The sequence below is a fragment of the Duganella guangzhouensis genome (assembly GCF_009674535.1).
Taxonomy (GTDB): domain Bacteria; phylum Pseudomonadota; class Gammaproteobacteria; order Burkholderiales; family Burkholderiaceae_D; genus Rugamonas; species Rugamonas guangzhouensis.
On the sequence record NZ_WKJK01000011.1, the window covers coordinates 191442 to 216554 of the forward strand.

Consider the following 25113-nt stretch of genomic DNA (forward strand, 5'->3'; position numbering starts at 1 on the left):
CCGATGCCATCCCAAGGAGGAATTATGTATGCAAAAACCATGGTCACGGCGCTGTTGCTGCTGGCCGGGACCGCTCGCGCACAGGAGCACCAGCACCACATGGACGGCGCGGCCATGCCGGGCGCGGCGCCGCCGGTGTTCGTCGCCAGCAACGCCAAGCCATTCGCCGGCCTGATGGACGACGCCATGGCGGTGATGGACGCCGGCATGCGTCAGGCGCCAATGAACGGCGTGGCCGAGCACGACTTCGTCACCATGATGATGCCGCATCACCAGGGCGCGATCGACATGGCCAGGTCGGTGCTGCTGTACACCCAGGATCCCGAAATCCGCAATCTGGCGCTCGGCATCATCGCGGAGCAACAAAACGAAATCAAGGTCATGCAGGCATGGCTACAACACCAAGCGAAAGGAAGCAGCAAATGAAAACACCGATTGCACTGGCCATCGGCCTGTTGGCGAGCGCCGCCGTGCTGGCGGCGCCATCACCGCTGGACCGGGTCTACACGGCTGACCAGAACAGTAATACCGTTTCCGTATTCAACCCGGCGACCAATACGCTGCTGGGACAGATCAAGCTGGGCAATGTTCGCCCGGACGTGCTGTCACCGCTGTACCGTGGCGAAACCAATGTGCACGGCATGGGTTTTTCGCCGGATCACAAGACCTTGCTGGTGATTTCCAACGCCTCCAATTCGGTCACCTTCATCGACACCGCCACCAATCAGGTCAAGGGCAAAACCTATGTCGGCCGCTCGCCGCACGAGGGCTTCTTCAGCGCCGATGGCAAGGAGGTGTGGGTGGTGGTGCGCGGCGAGGACTATATTTCCGTGATCGATCCGCTGACGTTCAGGGAAACGCGGCGCATCCAGACGGCGATCGGCCCCGGCATGGTGCAGTTCATGCCGGACGGTAAGCTGGCGTTTGCGGTGTCCAGCTTCACGCCGGAGGTGGATGTGATCGACGTCGCCTCGCACACCATCGTCAAGCGCATCAGCGTGGTTAGTCCGTTCTCGCCATTCCTGCAGTTCACGCCGGATTACAGCGAAATCTGGATGACGCACAAGGACGTGGGCAAGGTGACCCGCATCAGCACCCGCACGCTGGAAGTGACCGGCGTCATCGATACCGGCTTGATTACCAACCACCTGGCCTTCGCCACGGTGGGCGGCGAAGTGCGCGCTTATGTGACCATCGGCGGCGAGAACCTGGTCAAGGTGTACAGCACTGGCGCGCAGGCTCATTTGCTGGCGTCGATTCCGACCGGCGCGCTGCCGCACGGCGCCTGGACTTCGGACGATAACAGCCGGGTCTACATCGGTTTGGAAAACGGCGATGGCGTGCAGGCCATCGACACCGCTACCAATCGGGTGGTGGCCACTATCGGCGGCGGTCAGGCGCCGCAGGCGCTGGTGTATCTGTCGCATGTGGCCGGGAGCGGCGATGATCGGCCGAATCTGGTGCCGCGCGTGAATCAGGATTCGCACAATATCCAGCTGCATCCGCTGGCCGGCAATAGCACTGGCTTCATTGTGGTGCGCAATCTGGGCGTGATCGATGCGATTGAGGCGTTTCTATTCCGCTTGAAGCCGGACACGCAGTACGACATCTACGTCAGCAGCCAGGCGGCGCCGATCGGCAGCTTCCGCACCAACGCCATGGGCATGGCCAACGGCACCATGATCGGACCGGTGCGCGCCAGCGCCGCCGGCGATGCGGCGCCGCGCGGCGAAACGGTGACGGTGCGCCAGGCCGGTGGCGACGCGGTGCTGGTCAGCGGCAGCTAAGCGCGCGGTTGTGCCGGCGTGGCGGCCGGCGCTTAGCCCTGCGCTGTGGGCTGGAGTGGGAACCCGAGCGTGAAGCGGGTGACGTCGTCCTTGCTGTCGGCGCGCCAACTGCCCTGATGCAGCGTCATGATGCTGCGCACGATGGACAGGCCGAGGCCACTGGAGGCGGCGGAATCGGCGCGTGCCGGGTCGGCGCGGTAAAAGCGGTCGAAGATGCGCTCCAGCTGGTGCGGCGGAATAGTCGGACCATGGTTTTCGACACTGAGGTCGACCCGGTCCGGCAGTGGGTTGGCGGCCAGCACGATGGCCGATCCGGGCTCCGCATAGCGCACCGCGTTGGCCATCAGATTTCCCAGTGCGCGCCGCAGCAGGGTTTGATCGGCCCAGATGGTGCCGCTGCCGTGCACGCGGATGGTGACGTCTCGCTCCTCGGCCAGTCCTTCGAAATAATCGACCATCAACTGCAGTTCGCCGGCCAGCGCGAGGTGCTTGCGTTCGATGGCGTTGTCGGTGTTTTCGGCGCGCGCCAGGAATAGCATGTTGTCGGTCATCTTCGACAGGCGCTGCAATTCCTCGAAGTTGGAGCCCAGCAGTTTTTGATAATAGGCGACGTCTCGCTGCTGGCCCAGCGCCACCTCGGTCTGACCCAGCAGATTGCCGATCGGCGTGCGCAAGTCATGCGCCATGTCGGCTGACACCTGGCTCAGTTGGGTGAAGCTGCGTTCCAGCCGGTCCAGCATGGCGTTGAAGCCGTCGATCAGCGGCTGTAGCTCATGCGGCACATTCTGTTGGTGGATGCGGGTGGACAGATTCTTGATGCCGATGCCGGTGGTCTGGCGCGCCAGCGCGCGCAACGGCCGCAAACCACGCGCCGCGCTCCACCAGGCCAGCATCGCCAGCAAGGCCGCCGCGCTGGTGGCAACCAGAAGGATCTGGTCGCGGTAGGCGCGCAGCACACGGCTGCGCTCCGTCATCAGGCGGCCGGCGATGATCTCCAGATCTTGCGACGCGCCCGAGACCGGCGTCGATACCGCCAACACTGAAAACGGCACGCCGCCTTGTTCACGGGCATGGCGCACATAATCCAGTCCCAGCGGCGAGGTAGTCCGTACTGGCATGATCGCCGGCACCGGCGTGTGGCTGGGATTGACCTCGATCAGCGGCGGCTGGCCAGCGAGGCGCAGCACCAGCAAGGCTTCGCGATTGCCCAGCATATTGGCGAATAGCTGCGGCTTCTGGTGGATCAGCGCGATCAGATCGGTGTCCTGCAGCAGGGTGCGGATCTGGTCCACACGGGCCACCAGCGCGGCGTCATCGCGTTCCGCCAGTTGCCGTTCCAGCGACCGGTAAAGCAGCGTTCCCACCGTGGCCAGCACGGCGAACGATAGCAGCGCAAACAGCAGTGCCAGCCGCGTCGCGAGTGAACGCGGCATCATGCCTCGGCCTCGCAGCGATAGCCGACGCCGTGCACGGTGTGGATCAGGCGCTGCGGGAATGGTTCATCGATCTTCTGGCGCAGCCGGCGCACCGCCACGTCCACCACATTGGTGTCGCTGTCGAAATTCATGTCCCAGACGCGCGACGCGATCAGCGAGCGGGATAGCACCTGCCCCTGGTTTTGCACAAAGAATTGCAGCAGCGTGAACTCCTTGTTGGTCAGGGCGATTTTGTGCGCGCCACGTACCACGCGCCGCTTGGGAATGTCGATTTCAAGATCGGCGATGCGTAGCACGTCATGCTGGCGTTGCTGGCCACCGCGCCGCAAGATCACACGGATGCGCGCCAGCAGTTCGGCAAACGAGAACGGCTTCACCAGATAATCCTCGGCGCCGAGGTCGAGTCCTTTGAGGCGGTCTTCCAGCACGCCGCGCGCGGTCAGGAACAGCACCGGCACCGGCGCTGACTTGTCCAGGTTGCGCATGACTTCCCAGCCGTCCATCTCCGGCATCATCACATCCAGCAGAATGAGGTCGTAGCGGAATTCGTTCGCCATGTGCAGACCGTCCCTGCCGTTGCGGGCCAGATCGACCACATAACCGGATTCCGTCAAGCCGTTGCGCAGATATTCACCTGCCTTGGGCTCGTCTTCAATAACCAAAATTCGCATGAGTTCTTCCTTAAGACGCAGTTCGCGCTCGCACTTTAATTCCTGGGCTGCGACAGAACGCTGACAAAGAAATGACAAGTCGGTCATTTTTGAGCTGGCGCCGCCGTGGGCCTACAAGCGTTGCGGGAAGGCTTCCACCAGCCAGTCGATGAACACCCGCAGCCGGTGCGTGACGTGCCGGTTCTGCGGGTAGACCACATGGAAGGGATAGGGCGCGGGGCGCCACTTCTTCAGAATCTCCACCAGCGAGCCATCCGCCAGCGCCGGTGCCGCCGCATAGGCGAACGTCTGGATCACGCCGATCCCCGCCAGGCCGGCGGCCAGGTGGGCGTTGCTCTCGTTGACGCCGACGCGGTGTTCCACTTTGATCTCGGCTTTTTCTTTATTGCGCTCGAAGCGGAATGGCATGGCGCGGCCGTTTTGAGACGACACGTAGCTCACCAGCCGGTGGCCGTTTTTCAGTTCGTCGGGATAGGCTGGCACGCCGAACTGTTTCAGGTAGGCCGGCGTTGCGCAGGTGACCATGGCGGCGTTGCCGATGTGGCGCGCGATCAGCGAGGAGTTGTCGAGGGCACCGCCACGGATGACGCAATCGACATTGTCGCCCACCATATCGACGGCGCGGTCGGAGACGCCAAGGTCGATCCGTATGTCCGGGTAGCGGGCCAGAAAATCGGGCAGGGCGGGGATCAGCACGTCGCGCGCGGTCGAGCCGCCGACGTCGATGCGCAAATGACCGCGCGGCTTGCTGCGGGAAATGCTGAAGGAGGTGTCGACATCTTCCAGCTCTTTCAGTATCAATCCGGTCTTGTCGTAGTAATGCTGGCCTTCCGGGGTGACCGTGACGCGGCGCGTGGTCCGCTGCAGCAGCCGCACGCCCAGATGCGCTTCCAGTTCCTGTACCAGCTTGCTGAGGCTGGCGTTGGGCATGTCCAGCGAGTCGGCCGCCTTGGTGAAACTGCCTGCTTCCACCACGCGGGCGAAGGCGCGGATTGCCATCAACTGATTCATGGATTATTCCTCTGTGTGGATAGTGATTTTAATTTTACACGGTTTATCAATAAAGATCCGAGGCGTAAAGTTCAGTCATACCAACTGACTTAAGGAGTAAATCATGAGCAAGCAACTGAACGGCAAAATCGCACTGGTCACCGGCGGCACCACTGGCATAGGCCTGGCCACCGCGAAGGAACTGGCGGAGCAGGGCGCGCGCGTGTTCGTCACCGGCCGTCGCCAGGCCGAACTGGATGCGGCGGTGGATGCGATTGGCGCCAGCGCCACTGGCATCCGCGCCGACGCTTCGGTGTTGTCGGATCTGGATGCGGTGTATGCGCAGATTGCGAAAAGCGCCGGCAAGCTGGATATCCTGTTTGCCAACGCCGGCGGCGGTGACATGGCGCCGCTGGGCGCGATCACCGAGGAACACTTCGACCGCATCTTCGGCACCAATGTGCGCGGTGTGCTGTTCACGGTGCAGAAAGCCTTGCCGCTGCTGGTGGATGGCGCGTCAGTCATCCTGACTGGTTCCACCACCTCGATTCAGGGCACGGCGGCGTTCAGCGTGTACAGCGCCAGCAAGGCGGCGGTGCGCAACTTGGCGCGGTCGTGGGTGATGGATTTGAAGGATCGCCGGATTCGCGTGAATGTGGTCAGCCCTGGTCCGATCCGCACGCCTGGCCTGGGTGGCCTGGTGCCTGACGAAGCGCGTCAGGGTCTGTTCGATGCGCTGGCTTCGCAAGTGCCGCTGGCACGTCTGGGTGAGCCGGAGGAAATCGGCAAAACCGTGGCCTTCCTCGCTTCCGATGCTTCCAGCTTCATCAACGGCGTTGAGCTGTTTGTTGACGGCGGCATGGCGCAGGTTTAAGGGGAGGCGCCATGAAAATCATCTTGGCGGTATGGACCGCGCTGGTGTTGAGTTTCGGTGGCGCCGCGCAAGCGGCTGGCATCAAGTCGCCGGGCATCGATCATGTGGGAGTGACGGTGCCTAGTCTGGAACAGGCGAAGGCGTTCTTCGCATCAACCTTCGGTTGCGAGGCGGTGACACAGATCGGCCCCTTCGACATGAAGCCGCACGCGGAGAGTGTGACGCTGGCGATGATACGTTGCGGCAGTGGCGCCAACATCGAGCTGTTCGAATACAAGAACGCGAACGGCAGCACGGTGATGCCGAAGATGGAGGATGTCGGCGCCGCGCATATCGCCTTCTACACCGACGACGTGCAGGCCGGCGTGGCCTACCTGAAGTCGAAAGGCATCACCATCCTCGGTGAGCCGATGGTGATGACCAGCGGCGACACCGCCGGTGAAACCTGGGTGCACTTCCTGTCGCCGTGGGGATCGGAGCTGGAACTGGTAGGCTACCCGAAGGGCAAGGCGTATGAGAAGACGTCCAAACGTAAGCTGTGGAATCCGAAGCACCCGGCGAACTGACTGGATATATTTTTTCTGGCGGGGGCTTGTTTGTCGAAATATTAACCTCAACTCGGACGGACTCGACAAACAACCTCCATCAGGGGAGACATGAACCGATACCCAATCTGGAAGTATGTCCTGATTGCCGTCGCCATTCTGCTAGGTGCGCTGTACACCGTACCGAACTACTTTGGTCAATCGCCGGCAGTGCAGGTCAGCAGTGGCAAAGCCACCGTCAAGGTCACGCAGGACATGGCTTTCAAAGTCGCCGCCGATCTGGACAAGGAGGGCATACCGAATCAAGGCGTCAGCTATGACGGCAGCGGTGCATATCCTTCCGTGCGTGCCCGCTTCGCTACGCCGGACATTCAGTTCAAAGCCAAATCCGCACTGGAGAAGGACCTCAACACCGACCCGAATGATCCCGCCTATCAGGTCTCGCTGAACCTGCTGGCCGATACGCCGAAATGGATGCGTAGCCTGCACGCACTGCCGATGTATCTGGGCCTGGATCTGCGTGGCGGCGTGCACTTCCTGCTGCAGGTGGACACCAAGGCGGTGCTGAACAAGCGCATACAGGGCTTGCAGGCCACGGCGCGCAGCGTCTTGCGCGACAAGGATGTGCGCCACGCCGGCATTGAACGTAGCGGCAATGCGATCGACATCGCATTCCGCGACGAGGCCACGCGGCAGAAGGCCAAGGACGTGCTGTCGGCACAATCGGCGGACCTGCTGTTCACTGATAGCGGAACTGGCAGCGATCTGAAAACCACCATCACCCTCAAGCCGGAAGCGCTGAAGAAAGCCGTCGACGAAGGCATCCAGCAAAATATCTCCACACTGTCCAAGCGCGTCAACCAGCTGGGCGTGGCGGAGCCGGTAATACAGCAGCAGGGCGCGGACCGCATTGTCGTGCAGCTGCCCGGCGAGCAGGATGTGGCGCGTGCGCGCGCCGTCATCGGCCGCACGGCGACGCTGGAGATTCGCCTGGTGGACGACAGCATCACGCCCGGCACAGAACTGTCTTCCGCCATTCCCTATAACTCCGAGCTGCTGACCTCCGGCCGCGACGCACCGTTGGTGGTATCCAAGGACGTGGTGCTGAGCGGCGACTACATCACCAGCGCCATCTCCGCACTCGACCAGAACCAGCAGCCATCGGTCAACGTGGAACTCAACAGCGAGGGCGGACGGCGCATGCGCGCCACCACCAGCGGCAACGTTGGCAAGCGCATGGCGATTGTGCTGTACGAGAAAGCGGGCAAGCCTGAACTGGTGTCGGCGCCGAGGATCTCCGAGGAGCTGGGCGGACGTTTCAACATCACCGGCTCTTTTACCGCCGAGAGCTCGGCGGAACTGGCGCTACTGCTGCGTGCTGGCGCATTGTCGGCGCCGATGGACATCATCGAAGAACGCACCATCGGCCCGGCGCTGGGCGCGGAGAACATCAGCAAGGGCGTGCATTCCACGCTGTACGGCTTTGCCGCGATTGCCGCCTTCATGATCGCCTACTACATGATCTTCGGCTTCTTCAGCGTGTTTGCGCTGGCGTGCAATCTGCTGTTCCTGGTCGCGATTCTGTCGCAGATGCAGGTGACGCTTACGCTGCCCGGCATGGCGGCGATCGCGCTGGCGCTGGGCATGGCGATCGATTCCAACGTGCTGATTAACGAACGCATACGCGAAGAGTTGCGGGCCGGCGCCTCGCCGCAGGCGGCGATTGCCGCCGGCTTTGATCGCGCCTGGGCCACCATCATCGACTCCAACGTCACCACCTTGATTGTTGGCGTGGCGCTGTGGGTGTTCGGCTCCGGACCGATACGCGGCTTCGCCGTGGTGCATACGCTGGGCATATTGACTTCGATGTTCTCCGCCGTGTTTGTATCACGCGGTGTGGTCTACCTGTGGTACGGCCGCAAGAAGAAACTGCAATCGCTTGCCATCGGCACCGTCTGGGCGCCAGGCCAAAAATAACGGAGACATCATGGAATTCTTCCGCATCAAAAAAGACATCCCGTTCATGCGCCATGCGCTGGTGTTCAACGTGATTTCCGCACTGACCTTTGTCGTTGCTGTGTTCTTCCTGTTTCATCGCGGCCTGAATTACTCGGTGGAGTTCACTGGCGGCACCGTGATGGAACTGCGCTACCAGCAGCCAGCCAATCTTGAGCAGATCCGGCATACGCTGGAGGGGCTGGGCTACGAACAGCCGGAAGCCACCAGCTTCGGCACCGCGCACGATGTCATGCTGAAGCTGCCGGTGGTAAAGAGCGTCACGCCCAAGGATGCCTCTCTGCGCGTGGCTGATGCGCTGTGCACAGCGGACCATGCATGCACCGTGCAGAAGGTGGAATTTGTCGGCCCTCAGGTCGGTGATGAACTGGGACAGAACGGCCTGAATGCGCTGGTGATGGTGGTGATCGGCGTGATGATCTATCTGGCCGTGCGCTTCGAATGGAAGTTCGCGGTGGCGGCGATTGTCGCCAACCTGCACGACGTGGTCATCATCCTCGGCTTCTTCGCCTTCTTCGAGTGGGAGTTCTCGCTGACCGTGCTGGCCGGTGTGCTGGCGGTACTGGGCTATTCGGTGAATGAATCGGTGGTGATCTTCGACCGCATCCGCGAGAACTTCCGCAAGCAGCGCGGCGCGGGCGTGCACGAGGTGATCGACAACGCCATCACTTCTACCATCTCGCGCACCATCATCACCCACGGCTGCACGCAGATGATGGTGTTGTCGATGCTGTTCCTCGGCGGTCCTACGCTGCACTACTTCGCGATGGCGCTGACCATCGGCATCTGCTTCGGCATCTATTCGTCGGTGTTCGTGGCTGCCGCCGTGGCGATGTGGTTGGGCGTGAAGCGCGAGGATTTGATTAAGCCAGTTAAGCCCAAAGACGAGACGGCCGGCGCGGTGGTGTGAACGGTAGCCTCAATATGGAACCCTATGTCTGGTTGCTGGATGGCCGTTTCACCAATATCCAGGCGCAAAGCGCGGCGCCTATCCCCATCGCGGCAATGATGTATGCCATCGGCCTTGGACTGCCATCGGCCAGCAAGGCCACCAGCGCTGAACCGGCAATGCCGCTGCCGTACTGAATCGCGCCGGTCAAGGCCGACACGGCGCCGGCTTGCTGCGGCCTGTCGCGCAGTGCGCCGGCCAGTGAATTTGCCACGATCAGGCCGGCGGCGGAGATAAACAGGAATAGGGGCACGACCAGCTCATACAAGCCGCCATCAGACCAGGCCGCGCCAGCTGCACATGCCCCCGCGACTGCCGCCAGAATGGTTCCGCAACGCAGCAGCCAGTCGCTGCCGAAGCGTTGTACCAAACGGACGTTCAGCTGATTGACGGCCATCAGCCCGATTGTTCCGACGCCGAACAGCAAGCCATACTGCTGCGGTGTCGTGTGGTGATAGCTGATGTACGCGAATGGCGTGCCGGCGATGTAGGCATATACGCCGTCGAAGAAAAATCCGCCGGCGCCGGCATAGCCAAGTATCTGCCGGTTTCCCAGCATGCCCCAATATGCGCGCAATACTTCATCCCATGATTGTCGGTTGCGCTGTCCCGCAGGCAGGGTTTCCGGAAGCCAGCGTAGCGCCAACAGCGTGATCAGGCCGATCGTGACCAGCACCCCAAAAATCATGCGCCATGAACCCCAACGTAAAATCTGTCCGCCCAGACTCGGGCCAAGCAGGGGAGCGACGGCCATGACCGTCATCAGGGTGGACATCACCTGCGCGCCGCGATAGCCGCTGTACAGGTCGCGCACAATGGCGCGTGCCAGGACTACGCTGGCACAGGCGCCGATCGCCTGCACGGCGCGCCAGCCGATCAGCGCCGGCACGCTGGCTGACCATGCGCAGCCGGCCGAACCAATGATGAACAGCAGCAGCCCGATCGCGATGGGAATGCGTCTGCCGTAGCGATCACCCAATGGTCCCCACACCAACTGGCCCAGGCTGAAGCCAATCAGAAAGCCTGAGATGGTGTAGTCGATTGCGCTGCCGCCGGCATGCAGCGTGGCCGAGATGTCAGGCAAGGCGGGTAAATACAGGTCGGTGGAAATCGAGGCGAATGCCATCAGGGTGCTCAGTATGACCAGGATGCCGAGTCCGCCCCGGTTGTTCGTCAGAGCGGTCATAGAGGGCGTCCGGCGAAGACTTCCTTCACCACCGGCAGGGCCGAAAATACATTCGGCCAGCCCGCATAGAAGGCCATTTGCGTCAGCACTTCCGCTGCCTGCGCCTTGGTCAGGCCGTTGTCCATGGCGCGATTCAAGTGATAGGACAGCTGTGCCACCTGACCATTCGCGATCAGCGCGCTGACCGTCACCAGGCTGCGGTCGCGCGGCGCCAGCGCTGGACGCAGCCATAGTTCGTGGAACAGCAACTCTCCGGTGTACTGCACCACGCCTGGTGCGACGGCGCCGAAATTCTGCGCCACGGATTGCGAGCGCTGCGCTTCCGCTTTCTCATCGATGGGTAACAGCGTGTCGCTGGCCGGCGGCAACTGGCTGGCCTTGATGCCGCGTGCGGCGAAGACGTCCTTGGCAATCGTCACCGCCGCCATGGCGTTGTCCCAGCCAGCGTAGAAAGCCAGATGCGTGATCAGCTCCGACATCTCACCAGGCTCGACGCCATTCTCCAGCGCCCGCTCCATCTGCGCACGCAGCTGGGTGGTCTGGTTGCGGGCGATCAGCGTGGACAAGGTTACGATGCTGCGATCGCGCGGCGACAGGTCCGGGCGTTTCCACACTTCGTCCGTCAAGCGTTGCTGCGCATACTTGGCGAGCGCCGGCGACACGGCGCGGATATCGTCATTGGGGGGCTCGCTGCGGGCGAACTGTCTATATTGGCTATCGGAGACGGGCTCCAGCCAGTCGACGTTCTTTTCGTCGACCGTCCCGGTCAAGGCCATATGTGTCATGGAGGTGGTTGGCGTGGCGCCATGCCAGTGCTTCACGCCCGGCGGACACCACAACACGTCTCCGACGTGCAGCTCGACCACCGGGCCGCCCCATTGCTGCGTCCAGCCGGTGCCCGCCGTGACCACCAGATACTGCCCGATGGGATGGGTATGCCAAGCCGATCGCGCGCCTGGCGCAAAGGTGACATAACCGCCAGACGCCGCCATCCCGGGCTTGGGCGGAAACAGCGGGTCGATTCGTACCTTGCCGGTGAAATAGGCGCTGCTGCCTTGCATCGAAGTGCGCGAGGCGGCGGTGCTGATGACTTGGTCGTCGGCGTGAGATGGCGCCGCGCCAAGCGACAGCAGCGCGATGCAGCAGAGGGCGAGAGATTTCATCATCATGCACATCGCTCAGCGCATGATGAAGCCGCCATCAACCGAGATCGTTTGTCCGGTGACGAAGCTGGCGGCGTCGCTGCACAGGAACAGCACCACGTCGGCGATTTCCTCGGCGCGGCCATAGCGGGCCATGGGTACGCTTTTCAACATGCCCTCCAGCGCCTCGCCCTGGCCGGCGGCGATCATCTTTTCCGCCATCGGCGTCCAGATCAATCCGGGGCAAACCGCGTTGACGCGAATGCCGCGCGCCGCGTATTCCAGCGCCGCGCTCTTGGTCAATCCCAGCACGCCATGCTTGGCCGCGTGATACGTGCCGCGCTCCGCGCCACCCACCAGGCCGCCCAGCGATGAGCAATTGACGATGGCGCCGCTGCCTTGTTTGCGCATCTGCTGTAACTCGAACTTCATCGAGCTCCACACGCCGCGCAGATTGACGGACATGACACGATCGTAATCGTCGCGCGAAGCGTCGGCTGTTTCCGCCAGCACGTTCTGCACGCCCGCATTGTTGTAGGCGAAATCCAGTTGGCCGAAAGTGGCGACGGTCTGCGCGACCATCGCCTCGACCTGGGCGTCATCCGCCACATCGCAACGGATGGCCAGGGTCTTGCCACCCAGCGCGGCGACCTCGTTGGTGGCGGCGGCCAATGCTTCCTCGCTCCAGTCGGCCAGCACTACGGAAGCCCCAGCTTGAGCAAAGGCTTTGGCGGCGGCCAGCCCGAGGCCCGAGGCGGCGCCGGTCACCAGGGCTACTTTATTGTCGAATGAGAATTTCATGGGGATTCCTTGAGAAGAATAACGTGAAGAGGCCAATGTACCGGAGCCCCATTTATGTGGATAGCTGGTATCCTTCTCTAACCGATATGCAAGGGATTCATGAATGGCTCGTATAGACCTCAATAATCTTTCCGCTTTTATCCTGGTGGCGCGTGAACGCAGCTTCACGCGGGCGGCGGCTCAGCTTGGCGTGTCGCAGTCTGCACTGAGCCATACCATCAAGGGACTGGAGGCAAAGCTCGGCATACGCCTGCTGACGCGTACCACGCGCGGCGTCTCGCCGACCGAGGCGGGGGAACGCCTGCTGGCCAATATCGGCCCCTACTACGAGGGGATCCATGCCGAGCTGGACGCGTTGACCGCGCTGCGCGACAAGCCGGCCGGCACAGTGCGCATCAGCGCGCACGATCACGCTGCCAGCACCATTCTCTGGCCCAAGCTGTCCAAACTGTTGCCGGAGTATCCCGAGCTGAAGATCGAGATCTCGATCAGCTATGGCATGATCGACATTGTTGCGGAGCGGTTTGACGCCGGCGTGCGCCACGGCGACCGGGTGGCCAAGGACATGATCGCGGTGCGCATCGGACCGGATATGCGGCTGGTGGTGGTCGGTGCGCCGGCCTATTTCAGCGCGCATGGCAAGCCAACGGTGCCGCAAGACTTGACGACGCATAACTGCGCCAACCTGCGGCTGCCGACCTATGGCGGCCTGTATGCCTGGGAGTTTGAAAAAGATGGCCAGCAACTACAGGTGCAAGTGCAGGGCCAGATGATCTTCAACACCACCCCGCAAATGCTGACCGCCGCGCTGGATGGCTACGGCCTCGCCTACATCCCGGAAGACCTGGTGCAAGAACATATCGCTGCGGGGCGATTGGAGCAGGTGCTGGACGATTGGTGCCAGCCTTTCCCTGGCTATCATCTGTACTACCCCAGCCGGCGCCAGGCTTCACCGGCGTTTTCTTTGGTGCTAAATGCGCTTCGTGACCGGGCGTAATGGAGCCTGATAGCGCAGCGCATCCACGATCAGGCTAAATGCGGTGGAAGGCTGGCGCCGGCTGGGGTAGTACAGATGATAGCCGGGGAAGTAGTGGCACCAGTCTTCCAGAACGGGAATCAGCAGTCCTTGCGCCACCTGTTGTTGCACGGCTTCTTCCAGCACGTATGCCAGTCCCATGCCGTCCAACACGGCGGTGAGCACTTGTTGCACGCCATTGAAAACCAGTGTGCCGTCGACCTTGGCGTTGACTTCGCGCGTTCCTTTTTTGAATTCCCACGGCAGCAGACCGCCGAGTGTCGGCAGGCGAATGTTGATGCAGTTGTGCGCGGTTAAATCCTGCGGTTTGGTCGGCTTGGGATGACGCGCGAAGTACGCTGGCGATCCGACCACGGTCATGCGCAGGTCCGGGCCGATTCGCACGGCGATCATGTCTTTGGCGATGTACTCGCCCAGCCGGACGCCGGCATCGAAACGTTGTTCAACGATATCGACCATGCGGTAATCGGTGCTGATTTCGAATTTAATATCGGGATACTCGCGCAGTAGGTTCATCAGCCGGGGCATCAATATCGAATTGGCGGCGTGTTCCGATGCGGTGATACGGATATTGCCGGCTGGCTTATCCCGCAATTCCTTCAGCGATGCCAGATCGGCCTCGATGCCTTCCAGGCGCGGGCCGACCGCAGCTAGCAGCCGTTCGCCGGCATCGGTAGGGGCGACACTTCGGGTGGTGCGGGTGAATAACCGTAATCCCAGCCGCTCTTCCAGTCCGCGCACGGTTTGGCTTAAGGCGGACTGGGATACCCCCAGCTGCGCCGCAGCCCGCGTGAAGCTGCCCTCGCGGGCAACCATCACGAAAGCGGTCAGATCATTGAGGTTTTCTCGCATGATTCATTAGAGCTGCTAATGGAGGCATGCGGATTATACCGGCTAATCAAAAACCGCCATGCGTACTACAGTAGACCCTGTCGAATTAATGAATGTAAGGAAGCGGTCATGGAATACGTCACATTGAATAATGGTCTGCAGATGCCGGTGCTTGGGTATGGCGTGTTTCAGATCGCCGATCCCGCCGAATGCGAGCGCAGTGTCATCGATGCCATCGAGTCCGGCTATACCCTGCTGGATACGGCCACCTCGTATATGAACGAAAAGGCGGTGGGCCAGGCGGTGAAGCATAGTGGCGTTGACCGCAGCTCACTGTTCATTACCAGCAAGCTGTGGGTGCAGGATACCGGCTATGAAAAGACCGCCGAAGCCATCGACCAATCGCTGCGGCGGCTGCAGCTCGATTACCTCGACTTGTATCTGATACACCAGCCGTTTGGCGATGTGCACGGCTCCTGGCGGGCCATGCAGGACGCCTACCGTAGCGGCAAGTTGCGCGCGATCGGCGTCAGCAATTTCCACACGGACCGCCTGATGGATTTGATCGCTTTTAACGAAGTGCCGCCGGCGATTAACCAGATCGAAGTTCATCCTTTCCACCAGCAGGAAGACAGCGTGGCCTTCATGCGGGAACACGGCGTGCAGGCCGAGGCATGGGCACCGTTTGCGGAGGGCAGGAACAATCTGTTCCAGAACGAAGTGCTGGCGGGGATTGCGGCGCGTTACAACAAGTCCATCGGCCAGGTGGTGCTGCGCTGGCTGGTGCAGCGCAAGGTGGTGGCGCTGGCCAAGACCGTCCGGCGCGAGCGCATGGTGGAGAACCTCAATGTGCTGGACTTTAGCCTAGACGCTGCGGACATGGCGGCCATCTCCACGCTGGAAACCGGCGTCAGCAGCTTCTTCTCTCACCGTGATCCGGCCATCGTTAAATGGATGAGTGAGCGCAGGCTGGATATTTAAGCAGGCGTCTAGTGCACCAGCTTGAGTAACAGGGCGGTGATGATGGATACCTGCAGCAGGCCGACGCCTACCACCCAGCGAATCAAGTCGGCGCGGGAGTCAGCGATCTTGACCTCCAGCTCCGCTTTGAACAGATCAATCTTATGATCCGTTTTCTCCAACCTGTGATCGAAAGTGGCCATCTCCCGCATGATATCCCCGGCCATCTCGGCCTGAATAGCGGCGAGGGCAGGCGGCATGCCGGCCTCGGTCAGACGCGTAGCGTATTTGTGGCTATCGAAAGAGATGGTCATGATGATGAGCCTCGTGTTGGTGTCGGCGATCCGCTAGTGCACTAGCTTTAGTAGCAATGCCGTAATGACGGACACCTGCAGTATGCCGACGCCGACAACCCAGCGGATGAGGTCGGCGCGACTGTCAGCGATCTTCATCTCAAGCTCCGCTTTGAACAGATCAATCTTGTGATCCATGGTGCCCATCTCTCTCATGATGTCGCCAGCCATTTCTGCTTGAATCGAGGCGAGAGCTGGTTGCATGCCGGCTTCGGTGAGACGCGTGGCGTATTTGTGGCTGTCGAAGGAGAGTGTCATGATGAGCCTCGTGTGAGCAAGCGTTCACCATACAAGTTTAGACCGAGATCCGTTTGACTTGGCCATCGTTTGTCGAGCTTCGGATGCGTTCTACGTGATCGAGTAATTGGGAGATAAAGCATGCTGAATAAATACCTGGTGCTTTTGATGTTGCACTCATCAGCCATCCCTCCGGCCATGTCTTTCGAGTGCCCCGATGCCATCCCTCAGTCCGCTATTCGGATAACAGCTGCATCGACAGATTGGGTGCCGTATGTCGCGTCTCCGCTTTATCTGCATGCGGCCGCACCGATGGATGGACCGCCCGAGATGAAGGGGGAGCTGGCGGAATTTAAAGAGACTCGTGGTAAAAATGAGTGGTCGTATAGCTATGCGCTGGACGGTGCTTTCCCGAATGGCAAGTGGCTGCAATGCACGTATGGCGAGCACAATCAGGTAACGCTGTCCCGCCGATTACCCGACGAGATTCAGGCGTGCAAATTCGTTTATCGGAAAGGCTCAAAGGCAGGGCAGCATCAGATAACGATTCAGTGCAAATAGTCGGTAAATCGTGACGTGAATGTCGACATCGTTGGCGCGAATGGCCAGATACGCCCGTTCGTTGACATCGTCAATTTCCTGTTCTAAAGCGCGTTGCGGGGAAGCAAAAGCACTGAACGGACCAGCGATGCACAATGCAGCACACGGCAGAGTGCTTTTCCTGACGATGTACAACATAATCTTTGCCTATCGTCTCGCTCGGCCACGTTTTCCGATAAGCGCGCTGTGTTCGAGCGAAGGGAAGGATGACAGCGCATATTCCATGCTCGCGACGAATTCGTCGCATGTCGCATTCAGATACGCTTCGACGCGCATTAAATCGCGTTCCGCTGATCCTTGAACGTCCACCGTACGCGCTCTGGCATCCGTTAGCTTAGCCGCATACAGCGCTTTCTTTTTGGCTTGTCTGATGCTCATGACTTTCCTCCTGTGACCTCAGGCTCGACATGGACCGGAGTCAGTGCTTTGAGCAAGCGTATCACCTTCTTCCCCTTGACTGTCGCATTGATGTAGCCGAGTTTTTTGTAGAAATCGGAAGGTGGGGTAAAGGCGAATCCAGGCTACTCGTTTGCATCTCAGCAGGTATGCGAGGGTCTTCATATACTGAATAGCAATCAGGGTAACTGATCCCGTCAGCGGGTTATTGAGGGGCAGGCCTATTTGGGTAAATCGACTGATCGGTGCAGCCTGCCAGCTTCAACCAAGAGATTTGGTCTGCAAGTCCAGTCATCTGTTCGATGGCGAAGGTGCGTGCATAGCCATAAATCGCCATGATGATCTTTTCGATCAATAGGGTTTAGGGGTTGCGAAATTATCAATGGGCTTTAAGGTGAATGAGCGCTTTGATAGCTTTCGGAGGAGGAGACAGGCAGGATAACTTGACCGTGCCTTACTGATATTCGGGCGTCCATTGTTCCGAATTCAAGAAATCGCGTACCAATTGGCACAAAGCTTCTGAAATTTCGGCTATTACACTAAGCAACAATGATTCCGCTACCTTTATGAATAACTCTTTCATACCTTCTCCTTAATTAGATTTTCTTTTGACATGGTCAATATACTTGAAAACCAAGTAAGTGTATAATGCTCCACTTAGAAAGCTTGTGGCGATAATGTAGAAGGTTTCGCCAATGTTGTCTTTTATTCTCATGTAACTCCTTTATGCGTAATGTTTTGAAAGGATTTATGAAAGACTTGGATAATGGAATTTCCATCGCTTTATCTGGTGGAGGAGTTCGGGCAATGGCATTTCATACGGGAGTTTTGCGCTATTTGGCCGAAAAGAGATGCTTGGAAAATATTTCCGAGATTTCTTCCGTATCTGGCGGGAGTTTACTAATTGGACTAATTTTTTCTAAGTCCAAGATGTCATGGCCAACTTCTGTGGAATATCTTGATAATACTCGTAATCTTATTAAAGGTGAGCTTACAAGAAAAAACATACAGGGAACCGCAATACTTTATGCCATTTATCCGTGGAATTGGAAATTTATACTTTCTCGCGCCAATATTGTTGCTAAAGTAATTCGCAATAAATGGGGAGTACACGGTACGCTAGGCAGTATTCCGAAAATTCCTTCTTGGTCGATTAATTGCACGACAGCTGAAACGGGACGACGTTTTAGATTTAGAGACGGTGGATTTGGTGATTATGAAACCGGGTATGCTAACGCAAACGATTTTTCGCTTGCTGCCGCTATGTCCGTCTCTGCTGCCTTCCCTGTTGGGATTGGTCCGTATTCCTTAAATGTTTCCAAGTTTAAGTGGTTGAAACGGAATTACTGGAATAGCAAAGAGGAGTCGGCAGTTCAATTGCCCTATAAAAGGCTTCATCTTTACGATGGTGGGGTTTACGATAACCTTGGCTTGGAATCTTTCTTTGATATTGGAACAGGCATGGCAAAGAAAGGAAAGAATATTATCGTTTCAGATGCAGGCTCTCCTTTTTCTCGAAGATTCGATCTTAGTCCCCTCAATCCTTTACGAATTAGTCATTTAATGTCCGTAATGATGGATCAAAATCGTTCTTTGCGAGTCAGAAATTTTGTGGAAGCAGTTAAGAGATCCAATGTGGGCGCTTATATTGGAATATCTAGATCGAAGAATATCGACGAAGCTATTGCCCAGATGAAGGGCGGCCAAACGGAAAATTCTTCGTGGTTAGAGAAATCGGAGGTTGATTATGTTTGTACCTTTTCGACGTCTCTAGGGAAGTTATCGGAGGCTGATTTCGATAAAATTGAAAGGCATGGTTATGAAACTGCGAAAATAACCAATATCGCTTTTCCGTATTTGAAGAAAGAAAATTAAAAATACCTCTTACTAGTAAGAGGTATTTTTCATTGTCAATTAGGGTACTTCTTACGGTTTAATGCTGCACGAATATTGTCGCTGCTTTTATTAAGTTTCTTGAATTTTTTAGGCGCGAATTCGTCGTGCTTATGGATCTCATTATTTCCCGCCATTGCGTCAACCCAATTCACGGTGGAAGTTCCATTCTCCGACCAGACCAACACATCGCCTCTTATTGTCGTTGCTACTTCAACCTCTTTCTGGCGAAGTAAGTCACGCACAGGGCGCGCCGGATGGCCATACTGGTTACTGTGATCTGCCGAGCAGACTGCTAGCTTTGGGGATAGCACATCTAGAAGATCGCTGGTTAGAAAACCGTTATCAGCACCATGATGCGGTAGAATCAGCACGTCGACTTCTTTGCAGAGACTAGAAGATTTCAACAGGGCGGCGATATCTTTAGACTCTACATCCCCCAAGCTGAGAACATTAAAGCAGCCAGTTCGGAACATTTGCACGGTCGAATTATCGTTCGATTTATCCGTGATGGTTTTAGGATGAAAAACCACATCGCGGTAGCCGTAGCTGCTAGCGCTTGTCAGCCCCTTGATATAAGCAGGCGTAATTGCTACCGTTGTTATCCGAGCTTGATCCTTCTTGCGATAATCCAATATTGCCGCGAGGCAGTCCTTGCCATTTTGCGTCGATGGGTCGTAGCCAGGATATTCGATTTTACGGGGCGTCAGGATTTCAAGGATTGTTGCCAATTCGGCCGCTTCGCAATGATCGCTGTCCCAGCTTGTGATGTGCAGTACATCGACGCGAGATTTCCCGCACTGCTTTAGCTCGTGCTTAATGTTGGGAGTGTTTACTGCGTTCATACGCGCTTCAATCAGAGTAAATGTTGCTCCGTTGAAATACGAGAACGACGAGCCGGGTGTGCCTAGTTGATATGCTCGAAACCGTGTTCGGGCGACTTGCAATTCCGGGAGTAGAGATTTTCCTGCTGCGACAATTTCGTTGAGATTCATCGTCTTTCCTTAAGGTGAAGACGGATGACCCGCACTGTACGCACAAACAGGATTGACGTAACAGATAAAAACGCACAAACTCGCAGTTCCCCAACCGCAAAGTGACGTTGCATGTCATTTTGTTCGCCCAAGGGCCGATGGTCCTTGGGAGTCCGCCTGGCACTCAATGTGCTCGAGTGCTAAGGTTTATTTTGCTCGTAACGGTTGCCTGTGTCAAAAGCAACCTTATTTTTTCCAGCATAAACAAATTCCTTTTGGCAAGTTTTGAATGAAAACCCTTGATTACCAAGGGGTTTCGTCATTTCAATGTGTATCATTTTTGCAACAATTGCGTGCGCTAGCGTACACTGCGATGTAAATTTCCGTTATTTCACAGGCAAAAAATTGCTTTTTGGGAATTTAGGTGATAGATAATTGGTCAACTTTTCCTAATGGAAATAACTTTTGCACCGTTCTTCAAGCTATCCAAGTAGTCTGACCAACGTTGCATCATTTCCCTTCTGGCGGGAAGGTGCGCAGTCCGGTTATACGCGCGGCCGTTTGGGTCTTTGACTGCATGTGCTAATTGATGCTCAATCAGATCGACACGCTCACCAAGTACCTCATCCATGATGGTACGGGCCATCGCACGGAAACCGTGGGCAGTCATCAACTCTTTTGTGTAGCCTAAACCGCGCAACGCGGCATTAACCGTGTTTTCGCTCATGCAACGATCTGCCGTCCTGATACTAGGGAAGACAAACTTGCCGTGCCCCGACATTGGCTGAATTTCACGCAGAATCGTAACTGCCTGAGTTGACAACGGTACGATGTGATCTGCGTCCATTTTCATCTTGTGGCCGGGTATGCGCCACTCAGCCGCGTCTAGATCAATCTCGCTCCATTCAGCACCTCGTAATTCCCCTGGCCTGACGAAGACTAATGGCGACAGTTGCAAAGCAGCTCTGGCGTATGGATGACCGTCGTAGCCATGAATTGAGCGCAACAGCGCGCCAACCTGCTGCGGCTCCGTTATCGCGGCATAGTGGCCCTTCTGGGGGACTGCAAGCGCTCCCTTGAGGTCAGCGGTTACATCGCGCTCTGCGTAGCCACTGGCGACTGCGTACCGAAATACTTGCCCACAAATCTGTTTTACTCGGTGTGCTGAATCGATAGCGCCTCGCTCTTCCATTTTCTGCACAGTGCTTAATACGTCTCGTGGACCGACCGTGGAAATGGGTTTTGTACCGATGAAGGGAAAGACGTCGTGATTGAGCCAGTTCGTTACCTTTTCTTGAGTGCTGGCTGCGCGGTTGGTTGCCGTCTTATGCAGCCATTCGAGGGCAATCTTTTGGAAGGTGTGCATGGCCGCAGAGTTCTGTGACTTCTTCGCATCCTGCTTTGCTTGGCTTGGATCAACGCCATCTGCCAAAAGTTCACGCGCCTCGTCTCGGCGCTTCCGAGCCTTTGCTAGCGATACAGCAGGGTAGACCCCTAACGCCAAAGTCTTCTGTTTCTCGGCAAAGCGATAGTTCATTCGCCAGTATTTGCCTGCTGCCTTCACAAGCAGGAACATGCCTTGTCCATCGGTGTACTTATCGCCTGGGCGCACCACTGTGTTTGACTTGGCGAACGAAGGTGTCCGTTAAGGCCATTGGATTCTCCTGTTGGTACTTATTTGAGATTGGAAAGAAGTACCAACAAAAATGCCATGAAAATGTTGGTATCTGATGCTATCCGGTTGGAAAGCTTTGGACAAGAAAAAACCCGCTTCCCTATGAGGGGAGCGGGCTTCTTGAATTAGGTCGGATTGCGTAGTACAGACTGTTGGTGCCCCGGGCCGGAATCGAACCGGCACGCCTTGCGGCGGCGGATTTTGAGTCCGCTGCGTCTACCAATTCCACCACCGAGGCAGGTGTATTGCAATGCGACCCGCATTATCACCGATTTGCCCCACCGCCGCAACCCTATCCCACAATCTTTGCATCCTGATAACAATTTGCTGCGTCGAAGCGGGTATCATCTGCCATTCCGCTAGACTGCGCCGGTCTGCCGCCGGCATCGAGACGCATGAAAAATAATAAGATTCGCGAGATTATCCTGGGCAAGCCGCTCGACCCGTTGAAGAGTGAGACCCGCCACTCGATGGCGCTGGTGGCCTTCCTGGCCTGGGTTGGTCTGGGTGCCGATGGTCTGTCCTCGTCGGCCTACGGCCCGGAGGAGACCTTCCGCGCGCTGGGTGGCCACACCCACCTCGGCCTGTACATGGCGATCGCCACGGCGGTGACGGTGTTCATCATCGCGCTGGCCTACAACCAGGTGATCGAGCTGTTCCCGACCGGCGGTGGCGGCTACCGCGTGGCGACCAAGCTGGTGGGGCCGTACATGGGGTTGATCTCCGGCTGCGCGCTGATCCTCGATTATGTGCTGACGATTGCGATTTCCATCGCTTCCGGTGTCGATGCGCTGGCGTCGTTCCTGCCGCTGGGCTTCCAGCCCTACAAGCTCTGGGCGGAGATGTTTTTCATCGGGCTGCTGATTGTGATGAATCTGCGCGGCTTGAAGGAGGCGATTCAGATTCTGCTGCCGATCTTCCTCGGCTTTGTGGCGACGCATTTGGTATTAATCGTTTATGGCATTTTCGCGCATGCTTCGCATTTGCCGGATCTGGTGCCGAGCACAATGGCGGAGACGCAGGATCTGGCCAGTCATATCGGTTGGGCCGGCGTGGCGGGCATGTTGTTGCTGGCGTATTCGCAGGGTGGCGGTACGTACACTGGGCTGGAGGCGGTGTCGAACAATGTCAATCTGCTGGCCGAGCCGCGCGTGCGTACCGGTAAGGTGACCATGCTGTATATGGCGTTGTCGCTGGCGTTCACGGCAGGCGGCATCATCCTGCTGTATCTGTTGTGGGATGCGCAGCCAGTGGCGGGCGAGACGCTGAATGCGTCGACTTTCAAGACCATCATCGCCAGCATGGGCCTGGGTGGTGAGGTGGTGAATCAGATTCTGCTGGTGATTGTGCTGGCGTTCGAGGCTGGCCTGTTGTTCGTGGCGGCGAATACCGGTTTTCTTGGCGGTCCGTCGGTGCTGTCGAATATGGCGGCTGATTCGTGGGTGCCGCACAAGTTCCGCTATCTGTCGACGCGGCTGGTGACGCAGAACGGTATTCTGGTGATGGGTGTGGCGGCGCTGGCGATTCTGTGGGGGACTGGCGGCAGCGTGACCTTGCTGGTGGTGCTGTATTCGATTTCGGTGTTTCTGACGTTTGCGATTTCGCTGTTCGGGCTGGTGTTGTATTGGTCGCGCAATCGCAAGAAGGGTTCGCAGTGGAAGCGGCGCTTGTTGTTGTCGGCGTTGGGCTTTGTGATTTGTGCCGGCATTTTGGCGATACTGCTGGTGGAGCGGTTTACTGAAGGCGGCTGGGCGACGGCGCTGATTATTGCGGCGATGGCGGCATTCTGTATCTACATTCGTGATCATTATCGCGAGACCAAGCAGGCGATTCATTCGGTGGATGAGGTGTTTGCTTCACAGCCGTTCGGCAGCAATGCGGAGCCGGTGGAGCCGAATCCGGATGATCAGACGGCGGTGTTCATTGTGGGTACCTCGCGCGGTGGTGGTTTGCATGCGCTGTTGTGGGTGCAGCGAATGTTCCCTGGTCACTTCAAGAATTTTCTGTTCGTGAATGCGCGGACGGTGGATTCGCATGCCTATGGCGGCGAGGGCGCGCTGGAGCAGATGCGCGAGGAGGCGGCGGAGACGTTGGAGTTCTTTGTCGATTTCTGTCATAGCCATGGGATGGCGTCGTCGTCGTATCTGGGCTTTGGCACTGATGCGGTGGAGGAGGTGACGCGCTTGTGCGAGGAGATCAATCGCGAGTTCCCGCATTCGATTTTCTTTACCAGCAAGCTGATCTTCGCATCGGATAACTGGTTCACGCGCTTGCTGCACAACCAGGCGGCGCTGGCCGCTCAGCGCCGCTTGCATCTGGAAGGGTTGCAGATGGTGATTTTGCCGATGAAGGTGTAGAGCTACATCAAACGGTCTTCACTCGACTGCTGCGCAATCTACCGCCCAGACTACAATGGTTAATGGGCGATGGAGGTGCTATGGAATCTGAAAAAATTGCAGTATTGACCGACCGGATCGATGCATTGACGGAAGAAGTGAATGCAATCAATGCAATGATGAAGCAGCACACTCAGCAACTAGATGGAAATATTGAATTCCGATTGAGCGCAGTGGAGCGGCAGCTTTTGGCGCTCCAAGAGCAGGTGGCTGGACTGATCGTCAAGGTTGCTGTTCTTGAGGAGCGGCTCAACGGCTTGGTGGCTACGGTGACCCAAATGCAGTTGCGGCTGGCGTCGGTTGAACGACGCCTCGCGCGGATGGAATTTACGATGTGGGGGCTGGCCGTCATGCAGTTCATACTGATTGCTGGCGTGTACGGACTTATTCTTTCACACGGCTGAGCTCGCGTGTGAAGAAGTCGGTCAGTTTGGCGATCGCCGCGCTGACGTGTGGTTCCTTGTCGTATAGCTCAACGTGGGTCGCGCCTTCGATGCGATGCAGCTGTTTCGGCGCGCGGGCGCTTTCGATGGCGGCTTCGGTCATCCAGGCGGTCACCGCTGCGCTGGCGGTGATCATCAGCAGTGGGCGCGGTGCGATGCGTTCGATGAAACGGAAGGCGTCAAAGCCGGCAATGCGGTCCACGCTGCTCCAGGTCAGTGTCTTGCGCGCGCGTGGATGTTCGCCGCGCGGCGTGCAGTAGTACTCCCACCCTTCATACAGATGCAGGTCGCCGCTGCGGGCCTGTGCTTCGTCGGCCGGGAAAATCGGGAAGTAGCCGGTTTCTTCGCCGCGTGCTTCGGCGCTGCGGGCGGCCGCTGCGCCATCCAGCAATGCTTGCAGCACGGCGGGATCCTGCTGGCCGTTGGCGCCGTGCGCCAGGTTGCGGCCGACATCGACCGCAGCAACGGTGGCGACTGCCGCCAGCCGGTGATCGGCCGCCGCCGCCGCGACCACGTAGCCACCTGATGCGCAAATGCCCAGCGCGCCGATGCGCTGCGGGTCGATGTCCGCACGCGCGCTCAGATACGATGCGGCGGCCTTGATGTCTTCGACCCGCTGCGCCGGGTCTTCCAGCCCGCGTGGCCAGCCGCCGCTTTCGCCCTGGTAGGCGGCGTCGTAGGCGAGGGTGGCGAAGCCTTGTTCCGCCAGGCGGCGTGCGTACAGTCCTGCGCTCTGTTCCTTGACGCTGCTGCCTGGATGGCCAACGATGATGGCCGGGTGCGGACCTTCGCCCGGCGGCAGGTAGAGGTGGGCGGCGATGCTCAGGTTGTTGCTGGTGAAGGTGACGGTGTGTGCTTGCATGATGTGCTCCAGATCTGAATGTCGATAGCGCTATTGGACTCCCGTATCCTCCGCACGAGG

Annotated in this window: 25 protein-coding genes and 1 tRNA gene; 12 read left to right on the forward strand and 14 right to left on the reverse strand. The window is 58.2% G+C overall.

What is annotated here, in order from left to right; all coding sequences use genetic code 11:
• Positions 1–24 precede the first annotated feature (24 nt).
• Together GJ699_RS21145 and GJ699_RS21150 are read left to right on the forward strand one after the other, a co-directional pair.
• A complete protein-coding gene (locus GJ699_RS21145) occupies positions 25–426 on the forward strand; it encodes a DUF305 domain-containing protein (protein ID WP_229262207.1) in 402 nt (133 codons plus the stop codon).
• Positions 423–1787 carry a YncE family protein gene (locus GJ699_RS21150; protein ID WP_154379957.1) on the forward strand — a complete coding sequence of 455 codons (1365 nt, stop codon included), beginning with the start codon at positions 423–425 and terminating at the stop codon, positions 1785–1787. The genes GJ699_RS21145 and GJ699_RS21150 overlap by 4 nt, the downstream gene beginning before the upstream one ends.
• A gap of 32 nt (positions 1788–1819) precedes the next feature.
• Here GJ699_RS21150 and GJ699_RS21155 read toward each other — a convergent pair whose 3' ends face one another.
• The 3 genes from GJ699_RS21155 to GJ699_RS21165 all read right to left on the reverse strand — a co-directional run bounded on the left by GJ699_RS21155 (position 1820) and on the right by GJ699_RS21165 (position 4905).
• On the reverse strand, positions 1820–3223 hold the full coding sequence (locus GJ699_RS21155; protein ID WP_154379959.1) for a heavy metal sensor histidine kinase: 1404 nt from the start codon (positions 3221–3223) through the stop codon (positions 1820–1822).
• The gene (locus tag GJ699_RS21160; protein ID WP_154379961.1) at positions 3220–3894 is read right to left on the reverse strand and encodes a heavy metal response regulator transcription factor; all 675 of its coding nucleotides are present in this window, start codon (positions 3892–3894) and stop codon (positions 3220–3222) included. The genes GJ699_RS21155 and GJ699_RS21160 overlap by 4 nt, the downstream gene beginning before the upstream one ends.
• A gap of 111 nt (positions 3895–4005) precedes the next feature.
• On the reverse strand, positions 4006–4905 hold the full coding sequence (locus GJ699_RS21165) for a LysR family transcriptional regulator (RefSeq protein ID WP_154379964.1): 900 nt from the start codon (positions 4903–4905) through the stop codon (positions 4006–4008).
• Between the two features lie 103 nt (positions 4906–5008).
• Here GJ699_RS21165 and GJ699_RS21170 point away from each other — a divergent pair, with 103 nt between their 5' ends.
• From GJ699_RS21170 to secF, 4 genes are all read left to right on the forward strand, one after another.
• Positions 5009–5758: an SDR family oxidoreductase gene (locus GJ699_RS21170; RefSeq protein ID WP_154379966.1), complete on the forward strand. Its 750-nt coding sequence runs from the start codon at positions 5009–5011 to the stop codon at positions 5756–5758.
• Positions 5759–5769: 11 nt separating this feature from the next.
• Complete coding sequence (locus GJ699_RS21175; RefSeq protein ID WP_154379968.1) at positions 5770–6324, forward strand: VOC family protein; 555 nt, start codon at positions 5770–5772, stop codon at positions 6322–6324.
• A 90-nt stretch (positions 6325–6414) separates the two neighbouring features.
• Positions 6415–8280, forward strand: coding sequence for a protein translocase subunit SecD (secD, locus tag GJ699_RS21180; RefSeq protein WP_154379970.1), 1866 nt, complete (start codon positions 6415–6417; stop codon positions 8278–8280).
• A gap of 10 nt (positions 8281–8290) precedes the next feature.
• Positions 8291–9229, forward strand: coding sequence for a protein translocase subunit SecF (gene secF, locus GJ699_RS21185; RefSeq protein WP_154379972.1), 939 nt, complete (start codon positions 8291–8293; stop codon positions 9227–9229).
• Between the two features lie 22 nt (positions 9230–9251).
• Here the strand turns inward: secF and GJ699_RS21190 are convergent, their stop codons facing one another.
• The 3 genes from GJ699_RS21190 to GJ699_RS21200 are packed head-to-tail and all read right to left on the reverse strand — an operon-like array spanning position 9252 to position 12397.
• Entirely contained in the window at positions 9252–10454 is a 1203-nt protein-coding gene (locus GJ699_RS21190) for a multidrug effflux MFS transporter (RefSeq protein WP_154379974.1), read from the reverse strand.
• Positions 10451–11623: a (R)-mandelonitrile lyase gene (locus tag GJ699_RS35330; protein ID WP_195763613.1), complete on the reverse strand. Its 1173-nt coding sequence runs from the start codon at positions 11621–11623 to the stop codon at positions 10451–10453. The genes GJ699_RS21190 and GJ699_RS35330 overlap by 4 nt, the downstream gene beginning before the upstream one ends.
• A gap of 9 nt (positions 11624–11632) precedes the next feature.
• Positions 11633–12397, reverse strand: coding sequence for an SDR family NAD(P)-dependent oxidoreductase (locus tag GJ699_RS21200; RefSeq protein WP_154379978.1), 765 nt, complete (start codon positions 12395–12397; stop codon positions 11633–11635).
• Between the two features lie 103 nt (positions 12398–12500).
• On the opposite strand from GJ699_RS21200, the gene GJ699_RS21205 reads away from it, so the two are divergent.
• Positions 12501–13394, forward strand: coding sequence for a LysR family transcriptional regulator (locus GJ699_RS21205; RefSeq protein ID WP_154379980.1), 894 nt, complete (start codon positions 12501–12503; stop codon positions 13392–13394).
• Here GJ699_RS21205 and GJ699_RS21210 read toward each other — a convergent pair.
• Positions 13368–14288 (reverse strand): LysR family transcriptional regulator, encoded by a 921-nt coding sequence (locus tag GJ699_RS21210; protein ID WP_371867620.1) that lies wholly within the window; start codon positions 14286–14288, stop codon positions 13368–13370. The genes GJ699_RS21205 and GJ699_RS21210 overlap by 27 nt on opposite strands.
• Positions 14289–14393: 105 nt before the next feature.
• On the opposite strand from GJ699_RS21210, the gene GJ699_RS21215 reads away from it, so the two are divergent.
• Positions 14394–15245: an aldo/keto reductase gene (locus GJ699_RS21215; RefSeq protein ID WP_154379984.1), complete on the forward strand. Its 852-nt coding sequence runs from the start codon at positions 14394–14396 to the stop codon at positions 15243–15245.
• Between the two features lie 8 nt (positions 15246–15253).
• On the opposite strand, the gene GJ699_RS21220 is transcribed toward GJ699_RS21215, so the two are convergent.
• Together GJ699_RS21220 and GJ699_RS21225 are read right to left on the reverse strand one after the other, a co-directional pair.
• On the reverse strand, positions 15254–15538 hold the full coding sequence (locus tag GJ699_RS21220; protein WP_154379986.1) for a DUF1640 domain-containing protein: 285 nt from the start codon (positions 15536–15538) through the stop codon (positions 15254–15256).
• Between the two features lie 33 nt (positions 15539–15571).
• Positions 15572–15835, reverse strand: a complete 264-nt coding sequence (locus GJ699_RS21225) for a DUF1640 domain-containing protein (RefSeq protein ID WP_154379988.1) — start codon at positions 15833–15835, stop codon at positions 15572–15574.
• 120 nt (positions 15836–15955) lie between these two features.
• Between GJ699_RS21225 and GJ699_RS21230 the strand changes: the two genes are divergently transcribed.
• Positions 15956–16375: an STY0301 family protein gene (locus tag GJ699_RS21230; protein ID WP_154379990.1), complete on the forward strand. Its 420-nt coding sequence runs from the start codon at positions 15956–15958 to the stop codon at positions 16373–16375.
• A 186-nt stretch (positions 16376–16561) separates the two neighbouring features.
• Here the strand turns inward: GJ699_RS21230 and GJ699_RS21235 are convergent, their stop codons facing one another.
• Positions 16562–16792 carry a hypothetical protein gene (locus tag GJ699_RS21235; RefSeq protein ID WP_154379992.1) on the reverse strand — a complete coding sequence of 77 codons (231 nt, stop codon included), beginning with the start codon at positions 16790–16792 and terminating at the stop codon, positions 16562–16564.
• A gap of 768 nt (positions 16793–17560) precedes the next feature.
• Between GJ699_RS21235 and GJ699_RS21240 the strand changes: the two genes are divergently transcribed.
• A complete protein-coding gene (locus tag GJ699_RS21240) occupies positions 17561–18685 on the forward strand; it encodes a patatin-like phospholipase family protein (protein ID WP_195763614.1) in 1125 nt (374 codons plus the stop codon).
• A 35-nt stretch (positions 18686–18720) separates the two neighbouring features.
• Here GJ699_RS21240 and GJ699_RS21245 read toward each other — a convergent pair whose 3' ends face one another.
• The 3 genes from GJ699_RS21245 to GJ699_RS21255 all read right to left on the reverse strand — a co-directional run bounded on the left by GJ699_RS21245 (position 18721) and on the right by GJ699_RS21255 (position 21590).
• Positions 18721–19698 (reverse strand): ComEC/Rec2 family competence protein, encoded by a 978-nt coding sequence (locus GJ699_RS21245; protein ID WP_154379996.1) that lies wholly within the window; start codon positions 19696–19698, stop codon positions 18721–18723.
• Between the two features lie 418 nt (positions 19699–20116).
• Entirely contained in the window at positions 20117–21253 is a 1137-nt protein-coding gene (locus GJ699_RS21250) for a tyrosine-type recombinase/integrase (protein ID WP_154379998.1), read from the reverse strand.
• Positions 21254–21505: 252 nt separating this feature from the next.
• Positions 21506–21590, reverse strand: a tRNA-Leu gene (locus tag GJ699_RS21255).
• A gap of 157 nt (positions 21591–21747) precedes the next feature.
• On the opposite strand from GJ699_RS21255, the gene GJ699_RS21260 reads away from it, so the two are divergent.
• Together GJ699_RS21260 and GJ699_RS21265 are read left to right on the forward strand one after the other, a co-directional pair.
• Positions 21748–23709 carry an APC family permease gene (locus GJ699_RS21260; RefSeq protein WP_154380000.1) on the forward strand — a complete coding sequence of 654 codons (1962 nt, stop codon included), beginning with the start codon at positions 21748–21750 and terminating at the stop codon, positions 23707–23709.
• An 80-nt stretch (positions 23710–23789) separates the two neighbouring features.
• Entirely contained in the window at positions 23790–24152 is a 363-nt protein-coding gene (locus GJ699_RS21265; protein WP_154380002.1) for a hypothetical protein, read from the forward strand.
• Here GJ699_RS21265 and GJ699_RS21270 read toward each other — a convergent pair.
• Positions 24133–25053 (reverse strand): alpha/beta hydrolase, encoded by a 921-nt coding sequence (locus GJ699_RS21270; RefSeq protein WP_154380004.1) that lies wholly within the window; start codon positions 25051–25053, stop codon positions 24133–24135. The two genes, GJ699_RS21265 and GJ699_RS21270, sit on opposite strands and share 20 nt — an antisense overlap.
• Positions 25054–25113: the final 60 nt, after the last annotated feature.